Source organism: Pseudomonas morbosilactucae (assembly GCF_023241665.1).
In the GTDB taxonomy this organism is placed as follows: domain Bacteria; phylum Pseudomonadota; class Gammaproteobacteria; order Pseudomonadales; family Pseudomonadaceae; genus Aquipseudomonas; species Aquipseudomonas morbosilactucae.
In genome coordinates, this window is record NZ_JALQCX010000005.1 from 255,653 (window position 1) to 268,968 (window position 13,316).

Below are 13,316 nucleotides of genomic sequence, written 5' to 3' on the forward strand. Positions count from 1 at the left end.
CCGGTCTGTGCCGGAACGCTGTGAATCCTAGGCTTACGGGAAAATTTGGGCCAATGCTGTTCAGCACTGGCCTATGCATAAACGGCATAATGTCCGTGTGACGCCGCTTTGTCGGCGAGCGTGTGACCTAAAATGGTGCGTGTCCGGGAGGACGTGATGAATCTGGAAAGCAAATGGCTCGAGGACTTCAGTGCCCTGGCCGCCACCCGCAGCTTCTCGCAGGCCGCCGAACGGCGCTTCGTGACCCAGCCGGCGTTCAGTCGGCGGATCCGCAGCCTGGAGGCCGCCTTGGGCCTGACCTTGGTCAATCGCTCGCGCACGCCGGTCGAGCTGACGGCGGCAGGGCAGTTGTTTCTGGTGACCGCGCGCACCGTGGTCGAGCAGCTCGGTGAAGTGCTGCGCCACCTGCATCACCTGGAAGGCGGGCAGGGCGAAGTGATGCAGGTCGCTGCCGCGCATTCCCTGGCGTTGGGGTTCTTCCCGCGCTGGATCGCCCAGTTGCGCAACGAAGGCCTGAACATCGCCACGCGGCTGGTGGCGACCAACGTCGGCGACGCGGTGCATGCCTTGCGCGAGGGCGGTTGCGACCTGATGCTGGCCTTCTACGACCCGGACGCGGCGCTGCAGATGGACTCGGAAATCTTCCCGTCCCTGCATTTGGGCCACACTGAAATGCTCCCGGTGTGCGCGGCGGATGCCGACGGCCAACCGTTGTTCGACCTTGAAGGCGAGGCCAGCGTGCCGTTGCTGGCCTACAGCGCCGGGGCTTTCCTCGGGCGTTCGGTGAACCTGCTGCTGCGCCAGCGCAACCTGCGGTTCACCACGGTGTATGAAACCGCCATGGCCGACAGTCTGAAGAGCATGGCCCTGGAAGGACTGGGCATCGCCTGGGTGCCACAACTGAGCGTGCGCGCCGAGCTGGCTCGGGGCGAGTTGGTGGTGTGTGGCGGCCCGCAGTGGCATGTGCCCCTGGAGATTCGCCTGTACCGCTGCGCCCTGGTGCGCAAGGCCAATGTGCGGCTGTTGTGGCGCAAGCTGGAGGGCGGCGCCGCACAAGCCGCGGCCGTGTAGGAGCCGGCTGTTGGCGAAAGCGTCGGCCGGGAGGAGGGTGATTGCCGGGCTGGTCTCTTCGCTGGCAAGCCAGCTCCTACGAGGGACGGGGGATTGACCTGGGGGTCAATAAAATCGGGGTTTTGCGCCGGAAATACTTTGTTCGACAGATGGTCGGCGAAAGTGCGTTTAACCCACCTTTTTCGGTATACTGCGCGGCCTTCGGCCGGTTCGCCCGGCCATATTTCGTATAACAAGCCACGCCGGTCCTCCTGCGTGGCTTGTTGTTTTTTGACGCGCCTGCGGGCGCCCAGAGAGAAGAGGCACGACGATGAGTGCACTGGTTGGCGTGATCATGGGCTCCAAGTCCGATTGGTCCACCCTTAGCCACACCGCCGATATGCTGGAAAAGCTCGGCATCCCTTATGAGGTGAAAGTGGTCTCTGCCCACCGCACCCCGGATCTGCTGTTCCAGTACGCCGAAGAAGCCGAGGCCCGTGGCATTGAGGTGATCATCGCCGGTGCCGGTGGCGCGGCTCACCTGCCAGGCATGTGTGCGGCCAAGACCCACCTGCCGGTGCTGGGCGTTCCGGTGCAGTCGTCGATGCTCTCGGGTGTGGATTCCCTGTTGTCCATCGTGCAGATGCCTGCGGGCATCCCGGTTGCCACTCTGGCCATCGGCAAGGCCGGCGCGATCAACGCCGCGCTGCTGTCGGCGAGCATCCTGGGCGCCAAGCACCCGCAATTCCACACCGTGCTGAAGAAATTCCGCGCTGAGCAGACAGACAGCGTGCTGGACAATCCAGACCCACGCGTCGCCTGAGGCTTTTGACCATGAAAATCGGTGTAATCGGTGGCGGCCAGCTGGGTCGCATGCTAGCCCTGGCGGGCACCCCGCTGGGCATGAATTTCGCTTTCCTGGACCCGGCGCCGGATGCCTGTGCCGCGGCGTTGGGCGAGCACCTGCGGGCCGATTACGGCGATCAGGATCACCTGCGCCAGTTGGCCGACGAAGTGGACCTGGTGACCTTCGAATTCGAAAGCGTGCCGGCGGAAACCGTGGCCTTCCTTTCGCAGTTCGTGCCGGTCTACCCGAGTGCCGAAGCCCTGCGCATCGCCCGCGACCGCTGGTTCGAAAAGAGCATGTTCAAGGACCTGGGGATTCCTACCCCGGCGTTCGCCGACATCCAGTCCCAGGCTGACCTGGACGCCGCCGTGGCCGCCATCGGCCTGCCGGCTGTGCTGAAAACCCGCACCCTGGGTTATGACGGCAAGGGCCAGAAGGTCCTGCGCAGCGCCGCCGACGTGACCGGCACCTTTGCCGAACTGGGCAGCGTGCCGTGCCTGCTGGAAGGCTTTGTGCCGTTCACCGGTGAAGTCTCGCTGATTGCCGTGCGTGCCCGTGACGGTGAAACCCGTTTCTACCCGTTGGTGCACAACACCCACGACAGCGGCATTCTCAAGCTGTCCGTGGCCAGCTCCGAGCACCCGCTGCAAGCCCTGGCCGAGGACTACTCCAGCCGCGTGCTCAAGCAGCTGGATTACGTCGGCGTCATGGCGTTCGAGTTCTTTGAAGTGGACGGCGGCCTCAAGGCCAACGAAATCGCTCCGCGGGTGCACAACTCCGGGCACTGGACCACCGAAGGCGCCGAGTGCAGCCAGTTCGAAAACCACCTGCGGGCGGTCGCCGGCCTGCCACTGGGTTCCACCGCCAAAGTGGGCGAGAGCGCCATGCTCAACTTCATCGGCAGCGTGCCACCGGTGGACAAGGTCATCGCCATCGATGACTGCCACCTGCACCACTACGGCAAGGCCTTCAAGGTCGGGCGCAAGGTCGGCCACGCCAACCTGCGCTGCGCCGACAAGGCAACCCTCGAAGCGCAGATCCTCAAGGTCGAAGCGCTGATCGCCGAGCAATAAAACCCGGGCGACGGCGGAACCTTCAAGGGCCGCCGTTCTCTGATGGCAGGATGCCAAAGTGCTGACTAGGCTTTGGCGTAACCCCTAATACAGAGGAAAAGCCATGGGAATTATCGGCACCATTTTTATCGGTTTGATCGTGGGTCTGCTGGCGCGCTTCCTCAAGCCAGGGGATGACAGCATGGGCTGGATCATGACCATCCTGCTGGGTATCGGCGGTTCGCTGGCGGCGACTTACGGCGGCCAGGCCCTGGGTATTTACCAGGCCGGTCAAGGCGCGGGCTTCATTGGCGCGCTGGTCGGCGCGATCGTCCTGCTGGTGATTTACGGCTTTGTGAAAAAGAGCTGATTTAGCGACAAAGCCCTCTCTGCTGCGCAGGCCGGGAGGGCTAGAATGCTCGGCGACTTATCGTCCCTTCCTTGACCGAGCTCCTCCATGCGCCGTCTTTTGTTGACCCTTGTGTTGCTGGGCAGTGGCCTGGCCCACGCCGCTGAACTCCCGGAAACCGACTGGCTGGAACTGATGCCCAAGTCGGACCAGAAAGCCCTCGAGCAGATGCCGGAAATCGACCACAACTCCCCCGAAGCCCAGGGCACCTTTACCGACAAGGGTGGCTTGAAGCAGAGCAAGGGGTTGCCGGCCGTGATGTATTCCACCAAGACCGTGCCGAGCATGAACGGCAAGGAAATTCGCATTGGCGGGTATCCGGTGCCGTTGGAATCCGACGCCAAGGGCCGCAGCACGCTGTTCTTCCTCGTACCTTACCCAGGCGCCTGCATCCACGTGCCGCCACCGCCGCCCAACCAACTGGTGCTGGTGCGCTACCCCAAGGGCCTGAAGCTGGACGACATCTACACGCCGCTGTGGGTGACTGGCACTTTGAAGATCGAAAAGGTCAGCAACGACCTGGCCGATGCGGCCTATGCGCTGGAGGCGGGCAAGGTGCGGGTGGTCAAGGAATCTGACCTCTGAAGGGCTAGGGGAGGCGGCTTGGGGCGACAGTCGTATCGCCGGCAAGCCGGCTCCTACAGGTCAGAGCGGGGTGCTGGTGATGCTGACGCCCAGGGTATGGCTGGCGCCGGGGGCCAGGGTGACGATGTCATCCAGGACGTTGGCGGTTTCGATGCACAGCATGCGTTGCCAGCCGTCGTCGGCCATGTCGCTGAACTGCGCGGCGCGAGCGATCCAGGGGTTCCAGATCACCGCTGAGCGCGAGCCGCGGCTGGTCAGTTGGATCCGCCGTTCCCAGGTCGGGTCGACAATGTTCAACTGCACCGGGGTATCGAGGTAGATGCGGTCGGTCTCGCCGGCAAACTGCAGGTCGCCCACTTGGGCCACGGTCTTCCAGTCGTCCAGGGTCTCGATGTAGTTCAGGCCATCCAGCCCTTCTACCCGCACATTGCGCACGTCACTGACCGCGAAATAGCTGTGCAGCGCCTGGCTGATGCTGACGCTGTCCGTGCCTTGGTTATGGCTGGTGAGGTTGATGTGCAGTTGTTGATCCAGGCGGATCGACAGGGTCAGGCCAACCTGGTGCGGCCAGCCCGGCAAGCCGCCTTCGGGCATGGTCAGTACCAGCTCCACCAGCAGGCCATCGTCGTCGCCTTCGATGCCCGCCAGGGTCCACTCGCTGGCGCGAACCAGGCCGTGGGCCGGCGCCGGCTCGTTGCTCTGGCGCATGGCCTGCACGCTTTGCGGGTTGCGCGCCAGGTTGCCGAACCACGGCCAGCACACCGGCACACCGGCGCGAATGCTTTTGCCCTGCTTGAACAGTGCCTCGTCGTTGAGCCAGATCAGCGGCGGTTGCCCGGCCACTTGATAGCTGAGGATGTGTGCTCCTTGCTGGGCCACCAGCAATTCGGCCTGACCGTGGCGGATGCGCCAGCAGTTCAGTTCATCCAGTTTCACTGTTTCAACGTGAGGCGTCGGCATCGTGCAATTCTCGTTCAAGAGCAGGGGCTGCTATGGACCGCGCAACGGCTGTCAGGTTTAACCTTGGCCGGTCAGCGCGCCCGTGGCGGAACCGAACGGGTACGGCCGCTGCCATCGATGGCGACGAACACGAACACCGCCTCGGTGACTTTGCGCCACTCGCTGGACAGCGGGTCGTCGCTCCAGACCTCAACCATCATCTGGATCGAGCTGCGGCCGATTTCCAGGGTCTGGGTATAGAAGGACAATTGTGCGCCTACGGCGACCGGCACCAGGAAGGCCATGCGGTCGATGGCCACGGTTGCCACTCGGCCACCGGCCACGCGGCTGGCCATGGCGGTGCCGGCGAGGTCCATCTGGGCCACCAGCCAACCGCCGAAAATATCGCCAAAACCGTTGGTTTCACGGGGGAGTGCGGTGATTTGCAGGGCCAGGTCGCCTTGCGGGATCGGATCTTCTTGTTCGAGCTCTATCATGCCGAGGGTGCCTCTGACCCGTGACGCTTCATGGGTACTTCAGGTGAATAGCCGTCTTTAGGAAAAACGATTCAGCCCCGAACATACTACGTTCGTCACGTTCTTTCTAAGGCGCGCTAAAGGGAAACTCTGCGAAACCGGCTGGCTCATTCAGTCGAGGAGGAGGCACAACAGCGTTTTCGCACAGCAACCCTTGCCAGGAGCGGGTTTGCGCTCCGAGGTTTGCGAGTATATCGGTCGATAGACTCCGCGACGACCGTCCGGTTCTCATTTTGCTCGCCAATTGCGCACATCCATGTGCTTTTTCGAACAATTTGCTATCGTGCCGAACCTGCCAGGCCCCAACCAGCGCTGTTGCGGTTTCCAGATTGACCTATAAGAGAAGCCCCTTGCCATGACCTCTGTGCCCTCGAGTGCCGCGCAGCCTGCGCAACCCGCTCGTCCGTTGACTCGCAACGACTACAAAACCCTTTCGCTGTCCGCCCTGGGCGGTGCGCTGGAGTTCTACGATTTCATCATTTTCGTGTTCTTCGCCACCGTGGTCGGCAAGCTGTTCTTCCCGGCGGACATGCCCGAATGGCTGCGCATGATGCAGACCTTCGGGATCTTTGCCGCCGGTTACCTGGCGCGGCCCCTGGGCGGGATCGTCATGGCCCACTTCGGCGACCTGCTGGGGCGCAAGAAGATGTTCACCCTGAGCATTTTCATGATGGCGGTGCCGACCCTGATCATGGGCCTGCTGCCGACCTACGCACAGATCGGCATGTGGGCACCGATCCTGCTGCTGTTGATGCGGGTGATCCAGGGGGCGGCCATTGGCGGTGAAGTGCCGGGCGCCTGGGTCTTCGTTTCCGAGCACGTACCGCAACGCCACATCGGCTACGCCTGCGGCACCCTGACGTCGGGCCTGACCGCCGGCATCCTCCTGGGCTCCCTGGTGGCCACGGCCATCAACAGCATCTATACCCCGGTGGAAGTGTCCGACTACGCCTGGCGGATTCCATTCCTGCTGGGCGGTGTGTTCGGCTTGTTCTCGGTCTACCTGCGCCGTTGGCTTCACGAAACCCCGGTGTTCGCCGAGTTGCAGCAGCGCAAGGCCCTGGCCGAAGAAGTGCCGCTGCGTGCGGTCTTGCGTGACCATCGTGGGGCGATTGCCATCTCCATGCTGCTGACCTGGCTGCTGTCCGCCGGGATCATCGTGGTGATCCTGATGACCCCCACCGTGCTGCAGACCGTCTACAAGTTCCCGGCGGCCACCGCCCTGGAAGCCAATAGCCTGGCGATTGTCTTTCTTAGCCTGGGCTGCATCGCCTCCGGCGCCCTGGCCGACCGTTTCGGTGCTGGCCGGGTGTTTGTGTTCGGCAGCGGCCTGCTGCTGGCCACGTCCTGGACCTTCTATCACAGCCTGCTGCAGCACCCCGAGTGGCTGTTCCCGCTCTACGCCCTGACCGGGCTGTTTGTCGGCACCATCGGCGCCGTGCCCTACGTCATGGTCAAGGCTTTTCCGGCGGTGGTGCGCTTCAGCGGCCTGTCGTTCTCCTACAACCTGGCGTATGCGATTTTCGGCGGCCTGACGCCGATGGCCGTGACCTGGCTGCTCAAGGAAAGCGCCATGGGCCCGGCCTACTATGTGGCGATCATTTGCAGCCTGGGGATGCTGGTGGGCCTGTATTTGTGGAAGAAGGGCCGCTGATCCGGTCCCTACAGAGCGGCGCTTGAGCCGTGCTTCAGCGAAAGGCCAGCCTCTTCATCGAATGCTGGCCTTTCATCTAATTGTCATATTTCAGACATAGAGTGTTCACATGGCCTACAGATACTTGGCCCCGACTTAACACACCCTATCTGCTAGGAGTAAGGCATGAAACTGAAGCGTTTGATGGCGGCAATGACCTTTGTCGCCGCTGGCGTTGCGACTGCCAACGCGGTTGCCGCTGTCGACCCTGCTATCCCGAGCTACACCAAGACCACGGGTGTTTCGGGCAACCTGTCCAGCGTCGGTTCCGATACCTTGGCCAACCTGATGACCCTGTGGGCCGAGAACTACAAAAAGGAATACCCGAACGTCAACATCCAGATCCAGGCTGCCGGCTCCGCCACTGCGCCACCTGCGTTGACTGAAGGCACCTCGAACCTGGGCCCGATGAGCCGCAAGATGAAGGACACCGAACTGGCGGCCTTCGAGCAGAAGTACGGTTACAAGCCAACCGCTATCCCGGTGGCCGTGGACGCCCTGGCGGTGTTCGTGCACAAGGACAACCCGATCCAGCACCTGACCATGGAACAGGTCGATGCGATCTTCTCCTCCACTCGCCTGTGTGGCGCCAAGGCTGAAGCCAAGACCTGGGGCGACCTGGGTGTGACCGGCGACCTGGCCAACAAGCCTGTGCAATTGTTCGGTCGTAACTCGGTATCCGGCACCTACGGCTACTTCAAGGAAGAAGCCCTGTGCAAAGGCGACTTCAAGCCTAACGTCAACGAACAACCGGGCTCGGCTTCGGTGGTGCAGTCCATCAGCTCCTCGCTGAACGGTATCGGTTACTCGGGCATCGGTTATAAGACCGCCAGCGTGAAGACCGTGGCCCTGGCCAAGAAAGGCAGCACTGAGTTCATCGAAGACACCGAAGAAAACGCCCTGAACGGCAAGTACCCGCTGTCGCGCTTCCTCTACGTTTACATCAACAAAGCCCCGAACAAGCCTCTGGCCCCGCTGGAAGCCGAGTTCGTGAAACTGGTCCTGTCCAAGCAGGGTCAGGAAGTTGTGGTGAAAGACGGTTACATCCCGCTGCCAGCCAAAGTGGCCGCCAAGGCCCTGGCTGACCTGGGTCTGAAAGAAGGTAACTAAGGCGCTACCGTAGGAGCTGGCTCGCCGGCTCCTACAACCCCTTTTCTGTCCGCTGCCAGCTTTGCTTCGCGGCGGTTTTGTTGCGTCACTGCATTGTCATCTTTCTGTCATACAGGATCGCTAGGGTGTGCGCATGAATGATCTGGCCAATTCCCCCATGACTACGACTTCTCCCCCCAAGCGCATTGATTTCAATACGCCTGAGTTGCAACGCAAGCGCCGTATTCGCGCGCTGAAAGATCGCCTGACCCGTTGGTACGTCCTTGTGGGCGGCCTGGCGGTGTTGGCCGCAATCACCCTGATTTTCTTCTTCCTGGCTTATGTCGTCGCGCCGTTGTTCCAGGGTGCCGACCTGACCGCCAAGGACCCGCTGACCCCGGCCTGGATGCAGGACGCCGGCAAGCCACTGATGTTCTCGCTCGAAGAGCAGAACCAGGTCGGCATGCGCGTCTCCGACAAGGGCCAGGCACTGTTCTTCGACATCGACTCGGGCGCCGAGCTGCGCCGCGTCGACTTGCCGATCCCGGCCGGTACCCACGTCACCGCCATCGGCAAGGACCAGCCCGGCAGCCCGCTGGTGGTGGTCGGCCTGTCCAACGGCCAGGCTTTGGTGTTCCGTCACACCTATAAAGTGACCTACCCGGATGGCAAGAAAACCATCTCCCCGGCCATTGAATACCCTTACGGCGAAACCCCGATCGTGCTCAACGAGCAGGGCGGTGCGCTGGAGCACGTCAACCTCAACGCCACGGACTCCGCGCTGGTGCTGGCCGGTTCGACCGGTTCCCAGCTGCAGGTGCTGCAACTGACCCGTGAAGAAAACATGATGACTGGGGAAGTCACCAGCGAGCAGAAGCGCATCGAACTGCCGCAGATGACCGAGCCGGTTAAGGCCATGTATGTCGATCCACGCCAGCAATGGCTGTACGTGATCAACGGCCGGGCCCAGGCCGATGTGTTCAGCCTGCGCGACAAGAGCCTCAACGGTCGCTACAAACTGCTGGACGACGCCGACAGCGAAGTCACCGCCAGCACCCAACTGGTGGGCGGCATCTCGCTGATCATCGGTACGTCCAAGGGTGGCCTGGCCCAGTGGTTCATGGCCCGCGACCCGGACGGCGAGCTGCGCCTGAAGCAGATCCGCACCTTCCAGATGGGCACCGCACCGGTCATCGAAATCACTGCCGAAGAGCGTCGCAAGGGCTTTGTCGCCCTGGACGCCGCCGGCAAGCTCGGCGTGTTCCACAGCACCGCCCACCGCACCCTGCTGGTGGATCAGGTGGTGGAAGGCCAGGGCCTGTTCGGCCTGTCGCCACGGGCCAACCGGGTGATCGTCGAAGCCGGTGGCAAGTTGCAGCCGCTGGTGCTGGACAACCCGCACCCGGAAGTGTCCTGGAGCGCGCTGTGGAGCAAGGTCTGGTACGAGAACTACGACGAGCCTAAGTACGTCTGGCAATCCACGGCGGCCAACACCGACTTCGAACCCAAGCTGAGCCTGTCGCCCCTGACCTTCGGCACCTTGAAGGCCGCGTTCTACGCCATGCTCCTGGCGGCGCCTCTGGCGGTGGCGGCAGCGATCTACACCGCTTACTTCATGGCCCCGGGCATGCGCCGCAAGGTCAAGCCGGTGATCGAGCTGATGGAAGCGATGCCGACGGTGATCCTCGGCTTCTTCGCCGGCCTGTTCCTCGCCCCCTATGTAGAAGGCCACCTACCGGGCATCTTCAGCCTGCTGATGCTGCTGCCAATCGGCATCCTGGTGGCAGGCTTCGCCTTCAGCCGCCTGCCGGAGTCGGTCCGCCTGAAAGTGCCGGACGGTTGGGAAAGTGCGTTGCTGATCCCGGTGATCCTGTTCGTGGGCTGGCTGTCGCTGTACATGAGCCCGTTCATGGAGAACTGGTTCTTCGGCGGTGACATGCGCATGTGGATCTCCCACGACCTGGGCATTACCTACGATCAGCGCAACGCACTGGTGGTCGGCCTGGCCATGGGCTTTGCGGTGATCCCGAACATCTATTCGATCGCCGAAGACGCCGTGTTCAGCGTGCCGCGGGGCCTGACCCTGGGTTCCCTGGCCCTGGGCGCTACGCCGTGGCAGACCATGACCCGTGTGGTGATCCTCACCGCCAGCCCGGGCATCTTCTCGGCCCTGATGATCGGCATGGGCCGCGCCGTCGGCGAAACCATGATCGTGCTGATGGCCACCGGTAACACCCCGGTCATGGAAATGAACCTGTTCGAAGGCCTGCGCACCCTGGCCGCCAACGTTGCGGTGGAAATGCCCGAATCGGAAGTCGGCGGCAGCCACTACCGCGTGCTGTTCCTCTCGGCGCTGGTGCTGCTGTTGTTCACCTTCGTCATGAACACCCTCGCGGAGCTGATCCGTCAGCGTCTGCGCAAGAAATACTCGTCGCTTTAATAAAGGTAGAAGTCTGTGAAACAGAACTCCCTGAAAGGTTGGTTCAAGAGCGGCGCCCCAGGCGTCTGGATCAGCGGTGGCGCGGTGTCCATCGCGGTCATCATGACCATTGGCCTGCTGGCGGTGATTGCCGTACGCGGCCTGGGCCACTTCTGGCCCGCCGACCTGGTGCACGCGCAGTACGACATCCCGGGCCAGGCCCAGCAGTTGGTTGTCGGTGAAGTGGTGCAGAAGGAAGAAGTGCCCCGCGCCCGTCTGAAAAGCGCCGGCTTGCCGGTGCCGGACCAAGGCCCGGAGTTCATGACCCGTGAGCTGATCAAGGTCGGCAACCGTGACCTGAACGGCAATGACTTCACCTGGATCGTTGGCGAGTGGCTGACCAATCAGACCACGCCACGCGAGTTGATGGCCATCGAGCGGCGTGAGTGGGGCAACTTCTACGGCTACCTGGTCAACGTCAAAGAAAGCGGCAAGGTGATTGCCGAAGGCGAAGCGGCCTGGCCGGAACTGCAGGCGCGCATCCAGCGCGTCAGCCAACTGGCGGCCCAGCTCAAGACCCTGGAAAAAACCGATATTGGCGCGATCAACGCCGGCCTTGAACGCATCCGTCTGCACAGCCGCAAGCTGGAGCTGGAAGGCAAACTCGACGCCACTGCTCAGGCGGACATGGAAACCGAGCGCGCCGAACTCAATGCCCGCTATCAGGACATCGAGGCGCGCTTGAGCGACCTGCACGCCCAGGTCAACCGCGACAGCCTGACGGCCCGCGATGCCAACGGCAAGGAAGTGGTCATTGACCTGGGCAAGGTGGTGCACGCTTATCAGCCCAACGGCATGAGCACCCTGACCAAGGTCGGTTTCTATTTCAGCAAGGTCTGGGAATTCCTCAGCGACGACCCGCGTGAAGCCAACACCGAAGGCGGGATCTTCCCAGCGATTTTCGGCACCGTGATGATGACCCTGATCATGGCCATGATCGTCACCCCGTTCGGCGTGCTGGCAGCGGTCTACCTGCGTGAATATGCGCGCCAGGGCCCCATGACTCGCTTGATCCGCATCGCCGTGAACAACCTGGCGGGGGTTCCGGCCATCGTCTACGGCGTGTTCGGCCTGGGCTTCTTCGTTTATGTACTCGGTGGTTCCCTGGACCGCATGTTCTTCCCTGAAGCTCTGCCGGCGCCGACCTTCGGCACCCCGGGTCTGCTCTGGGCGTCCCTGACCCTGGCGCTGCTGGCGGTGCCGGTGGTGATCGTGGCCACCGAGGAAGGCCTGGCGCGGATTCCCCGCACCGTGCGTGAAGGTTCCCTGGCCCTGGGTGCGACCAAGGCCGAGACCTTGTGGAAAATCGTCCTGCCCATGGCCAGCCCGGCGATGATGACCGGCATGATCCTCGCCGTGGCCCGCGCCGCCGGTGAAGTGGCGCCGCTGATGCTGGTGGGTGTGGTGAAACTGGCGCCGTCGCTGCCGGTGGACGGCAACTACCCGTACCTGCACCTGGACCAGAAGATCATGCACCTGGGCTTCCACATCTATGACGTCGGCTTCCAGAGCCCCAACGTCGAGGCCGCGCGGCCGCTGGTGTACGCCACGGCGCTGCTGCTGGTGCTGGTGATCGCTACGTTGAACCTGTCGGCCGTGTGGATCCGTAACCACCTGCGGGAAAAATACAAAGCGCTGGACAGCTAATCAATAAGCCACAAGCGGCAGGCTCAAGCGGCAAGCTACGTGTCGCAAGCCGCTTTTGCCCAAACTTGCGGCTTGCAGCTAGAAGCTTGCAGCTACGAACGGAGTGAGACCATGCAACACGAAACCCACACCCATGGCATCAACATGTCCGCTCTGGGTCGCGACAAGCAGAGTCTGGACCTGGAACAGGAAACCGTGGCCATTGAAGTGCCTGGCCTGAGCCTGTTCTACGGCGACAAACAAGCGTTGTTCGACGTCAGCATGAACATCCCCAAGCAGCGCGTGACGGCCTTTATCGGCCCGTCCGGCTGCGGCAAGTCCACGTTGCTGCGGACCTTCAACCGCATGAACGACCTGGTGGACGGTTGCCGTGTGGAAGGCGCCATCAACCTCTACGGCAACAACATCTACCGCAAGGGCGAAGACGTGGCCGAGCTGCGTCGCCGTGTGGGCATGGTGTTCCAGAAGCCCAACCCGTTCCCCAAGACCATTTATGAAAACGTGGTCTACGGCCTGCGGATCCAGGGCATCAACAAGAAGCGCATCCTTGATGAGGCCGTGGAATGGGCCCTCAAGGGCGCGGCGCTGTGGGATGAGGTCAAGGACCGCCTGCACGAATCGGCCCTGGGCCTGTCGGGTGGTCAGCAACAACGTCTGGTGATCGCCCGCACCATCGCGGTGGAGCCGGAAGTGCTGCTGCTGGACGAACCCTGTTCGGCACTGGACCCGATCTCGACCCTGAAAGTCGAAGAGCTGATCTACGAACTGAAATCCAAGTTCACCATCGTCATCGTGACCCACAACATGCAGCAGGCGGCGCGGGTTTCCGACTACACGGCCTTTATGTACATGGGCAAACTGGTGGAATTCGGCGACACCGATACCCTGTTCACCAACCCGGCGAAAAAGCAGACCGAAGACTACATCACGGGGCGCTACGGCTAGTTGAGGCAGTTGTAAGCCGCAGGCTTCAAGCGGCAAGTTAAAGCG

General features: G+C 62.5%; 12 protein-coding genes. 10 read left to right on the forward strand and 2 right to left on the reverse strand.

Features of this window, described 5'->3' with window-relative positions; translation table 11 throughout:
• Nucleotides 1-156 precede the first annotated feature (156 nt).
• The 5 genes from M1B35_RS03135 (at nucleotide 157) to M1B35_RS03155 (ending at nucleotide 3,943) form a co-directional block, all read left to right on the forward strand.
• Nucleotides 157-1,071 (forward strand): LysR substrate-binding domain-containing protein, encoded by a 915-nt coding sequence (locus M1B35_RS03135; protein ID WP_185039016.1) that lies wholly within the window; start codon nucleotides 157-159, stop codon nucleotides 1,069-1,071.
• 310 nt (nucleotides 1,072-1,381) lie between these two features.
• Nucleotides 1,382-1,873 carry a 5-(carboxyamino)imidazole ribonucleotide mutase gene (gene purE, locus M1B35_RS03140; RefSeq protein ID WP_020298262.1) on the forward strand — a complete coding sequence of 164 codons (492 nt, stop codon included), beginning with the start codon at nucleotides 1,382-1,384 and terminating at the stop codon, nucleotides 1,871-1,873.
• An 11-nt stretch (nucleotides 1,874-1,884) separates the two neighbouring features.
• Nucleotides 1,885-2,970, forward strand: a complete 1,086-nt coding sequence (locus tag M1B35_RS03145; protein ID WP_123327894.1) for a 5-(carboxyamino)imidazole ribonucleotide synthase — start codon at nucleotides 1,885-1,887, stop codon at nucleotides 2,968-2,970.
• A gap of 103 nt (nucleotides 2,971-3,073) precedes the next feature.
• Nucleotides 3,074-3,319 (forward strand): GlsB/YeaQ/YmgE family stress response membrane protein, encoded by a 246-nt coding sequence (locus tag M1B35_RS03150; protein WP_011064289.1) that lies wholly within the window; start codon nucleotides 3,074-3,076, stop codon nucleotides 3,317-3,319.
• A gap of 87 nt (nucleotides 3,320-3,406) precedes the next feature.
• Nucleotides 3,407-3,943, forward strand: a complete 537-nt coding sequence (locus M1B35_RS03155) for a DUF3299 domain-containing protein (protein ID WP_268261195.1) — start codon at nucleotides 3,407-3,409, stop codon at nucleotides 3,941-3,943.
• A 60-nt stretch (nucleotides 3,944-4,003) separates the two neighbouring features.
• On the opposite strand, the gene M1B35_RS03160 is transcribed toward M1B35_RS03155, so the two are convergent.
• The gene (locus M1B35_RS03160; protein ID WP_268261196.1) at nucleotides 4,004-4,903 is read right to left on the reverse strand and encodes a D-hexose-6-phosphate mutarotase; all 900 of its coding nucleotides are present in this window, start codon (nucleotides 4,901-4,903) and stop codon (nucleotides 4,004-4,006) included.
• 71 nt (nucleotides 4,904-4,974) lie between these two features.
• On the reverse strand, nucleotides 4,975-5,379 hold the full coding sequence (locus M1B35_RS03165; protein WP_003229628.1) for an acyl-CoA thioesterase: 405 nt from the start codon (nucleotides 5,377-5,379) through the stop codon (nucleotides 4,975-4,977).
• A 394-nt stretch (nucleotides 5,380-5,773) separates the two neighbouring features.
• On the opposite strand from M1B35_RS03165, the gene M1B35_RS03170 reads away from it, so the two are divergent.
• The 5 genes from M1B35_RS03170 (at nucleotide 5,774) to pstB (ending at nucleotide 13,271) form a co-directional block, all read left to right on the forward strand.
• The gene (locus M1B35_RS03170) at nucleotides 5,774-7,072 is read left to right on the forward strand and encodes an MFS transporter (protein WP_123327891.1); all 1,299 of its coding nucleotides are present in this window, start codon (nucleotides 5,774-5,776) and stop codon (nucleotides 7,070-7,072) included.
• 165 nt (nucleotides 7,073-7,237) lie between these two features.
• A complete protein-coding gene (locus M1B35_RS03175; protein ID WP_123327890.1) occupies nucleotides 7,238-8,221 on the forward strand; it encodes a phosphate ABC transporter substrate-binding protein PstS in 984 nt (327 codons plus the stop codon).
• A 385-nt stretch (nucleotides 8,222-8,606) separates the two neighbouring features.
• Nucleotides 8,607-10,640, forward strand: coding sequence for an ABC transporter permease subunit (locus M1B35_RS03180; protein WP_268261218.1), 2,034 nt, complete (start codon nucleotides 8,607-8,609; stop codon nucleotides 10,638-10,640).
• A gap of 15 nt (nucleotides 10,641-10,655) precedes the next feature.
• A complete protein-coding gene (pstA, locus tag M1B35_RS03185) occupies nucleotides 10,656-12,326 on the forward strand; it encodes a phosphate ABC transporter permease PstA (protein ID WP_123327888.1) in 1,671 nt (556 codons plus the stop codon).
• A 111-nt stretch (nucleotides 12,327-12,437) separates the two neighbouring features.
• Nucleotides 12,438-13,271, forward strand: a complete 834-nt coding sequence (pstB, locus tag M1B35_RS03190; RefSeq protein ID WP_123327887.1) for a phosphate ABC transporter ATP-binding protein PstB — start codon at nucleotides 12,438-12,440, stop codon at nucleotides 13,269-13,271.
• Nucleotides 13,272-13,316 lie beyond the last annotated feature (45 nt).

Coding starts and splice junctions, on each gene's coding strand:
- M1B35_RS03135 (WP_185039016.1), top strand. CDS start 157: ATGAATCTGGAAAGCAAATGGCTCGAGGACTTCAGTGCCCTGGCCGCC.
- purE (WP_020298262.1), top strand. CDS start 1,382: ATGAGTGCACTGGTTGGCGTGATCATGGGCTCCAAGTCCGATTGGTCC.
- M1B35_RS03145 (WP_123327894.1), top strand. CDS start 1,885: ATGAAAATCGGTGTAATCGGTGGCGGCCAGCTGGGTCGCATGCTAGCC.
- M1B35_RS03150 (WP_011064289.1), top strand. CDS start 3,074: ATGGGAATTATCGGCACCATTTTTATCGGTTTGATCGTGGGTCTGCTG.
- M1B35_RS03155 (WP_268261195.1), top strand. CDS start 3,407: ATGCGCCGTCTTTTGTTGACCCTTGTGTTGCTGGGCAGTGGCCTGGCC.
- M1B35_RS03160 (WP_268261196.1), bottom strand. CDS start 4,903: ATGCCGACGCCTCACGTTGAAACAGTGAAACTGGATGAACTGAACTGC.
- M1B35_RS03165 (WP_003229628.1), bottom strand. CDS start 5,379: ATGATAGAGCTCGAACAAGAAGATCCGATCCCGCAAGGCGACCTGGCC.
- M1B35_RS03170 (WP_123327891.1), top strand. CDS start 5,774: ATGACCTCTGTGCCCTCGAGTGCCGCGCAGCCTGCGCAACCCGCTCGT.
- M1B35_RS03175 (WP_123327890.1), top strand. CDS start 7,238: ATGAAACTGAAGCGTTTGATGGCGGCAATGACCTTTGTCGCCGCTGGC.
- M1B35_RS03180 (WP_268261218.1), top strand. CDS start 8,607: ATGCAGGACGCCGGCAAGCCACTGATGTTCTCGCTCGAAGAGCAGAAC.
- pstB (WP_123327887.1), top strand. CDS start 12,438: ATGCAACACGAAACCCACACCCATGGCATCAACATGTCCGCTCTGGGT.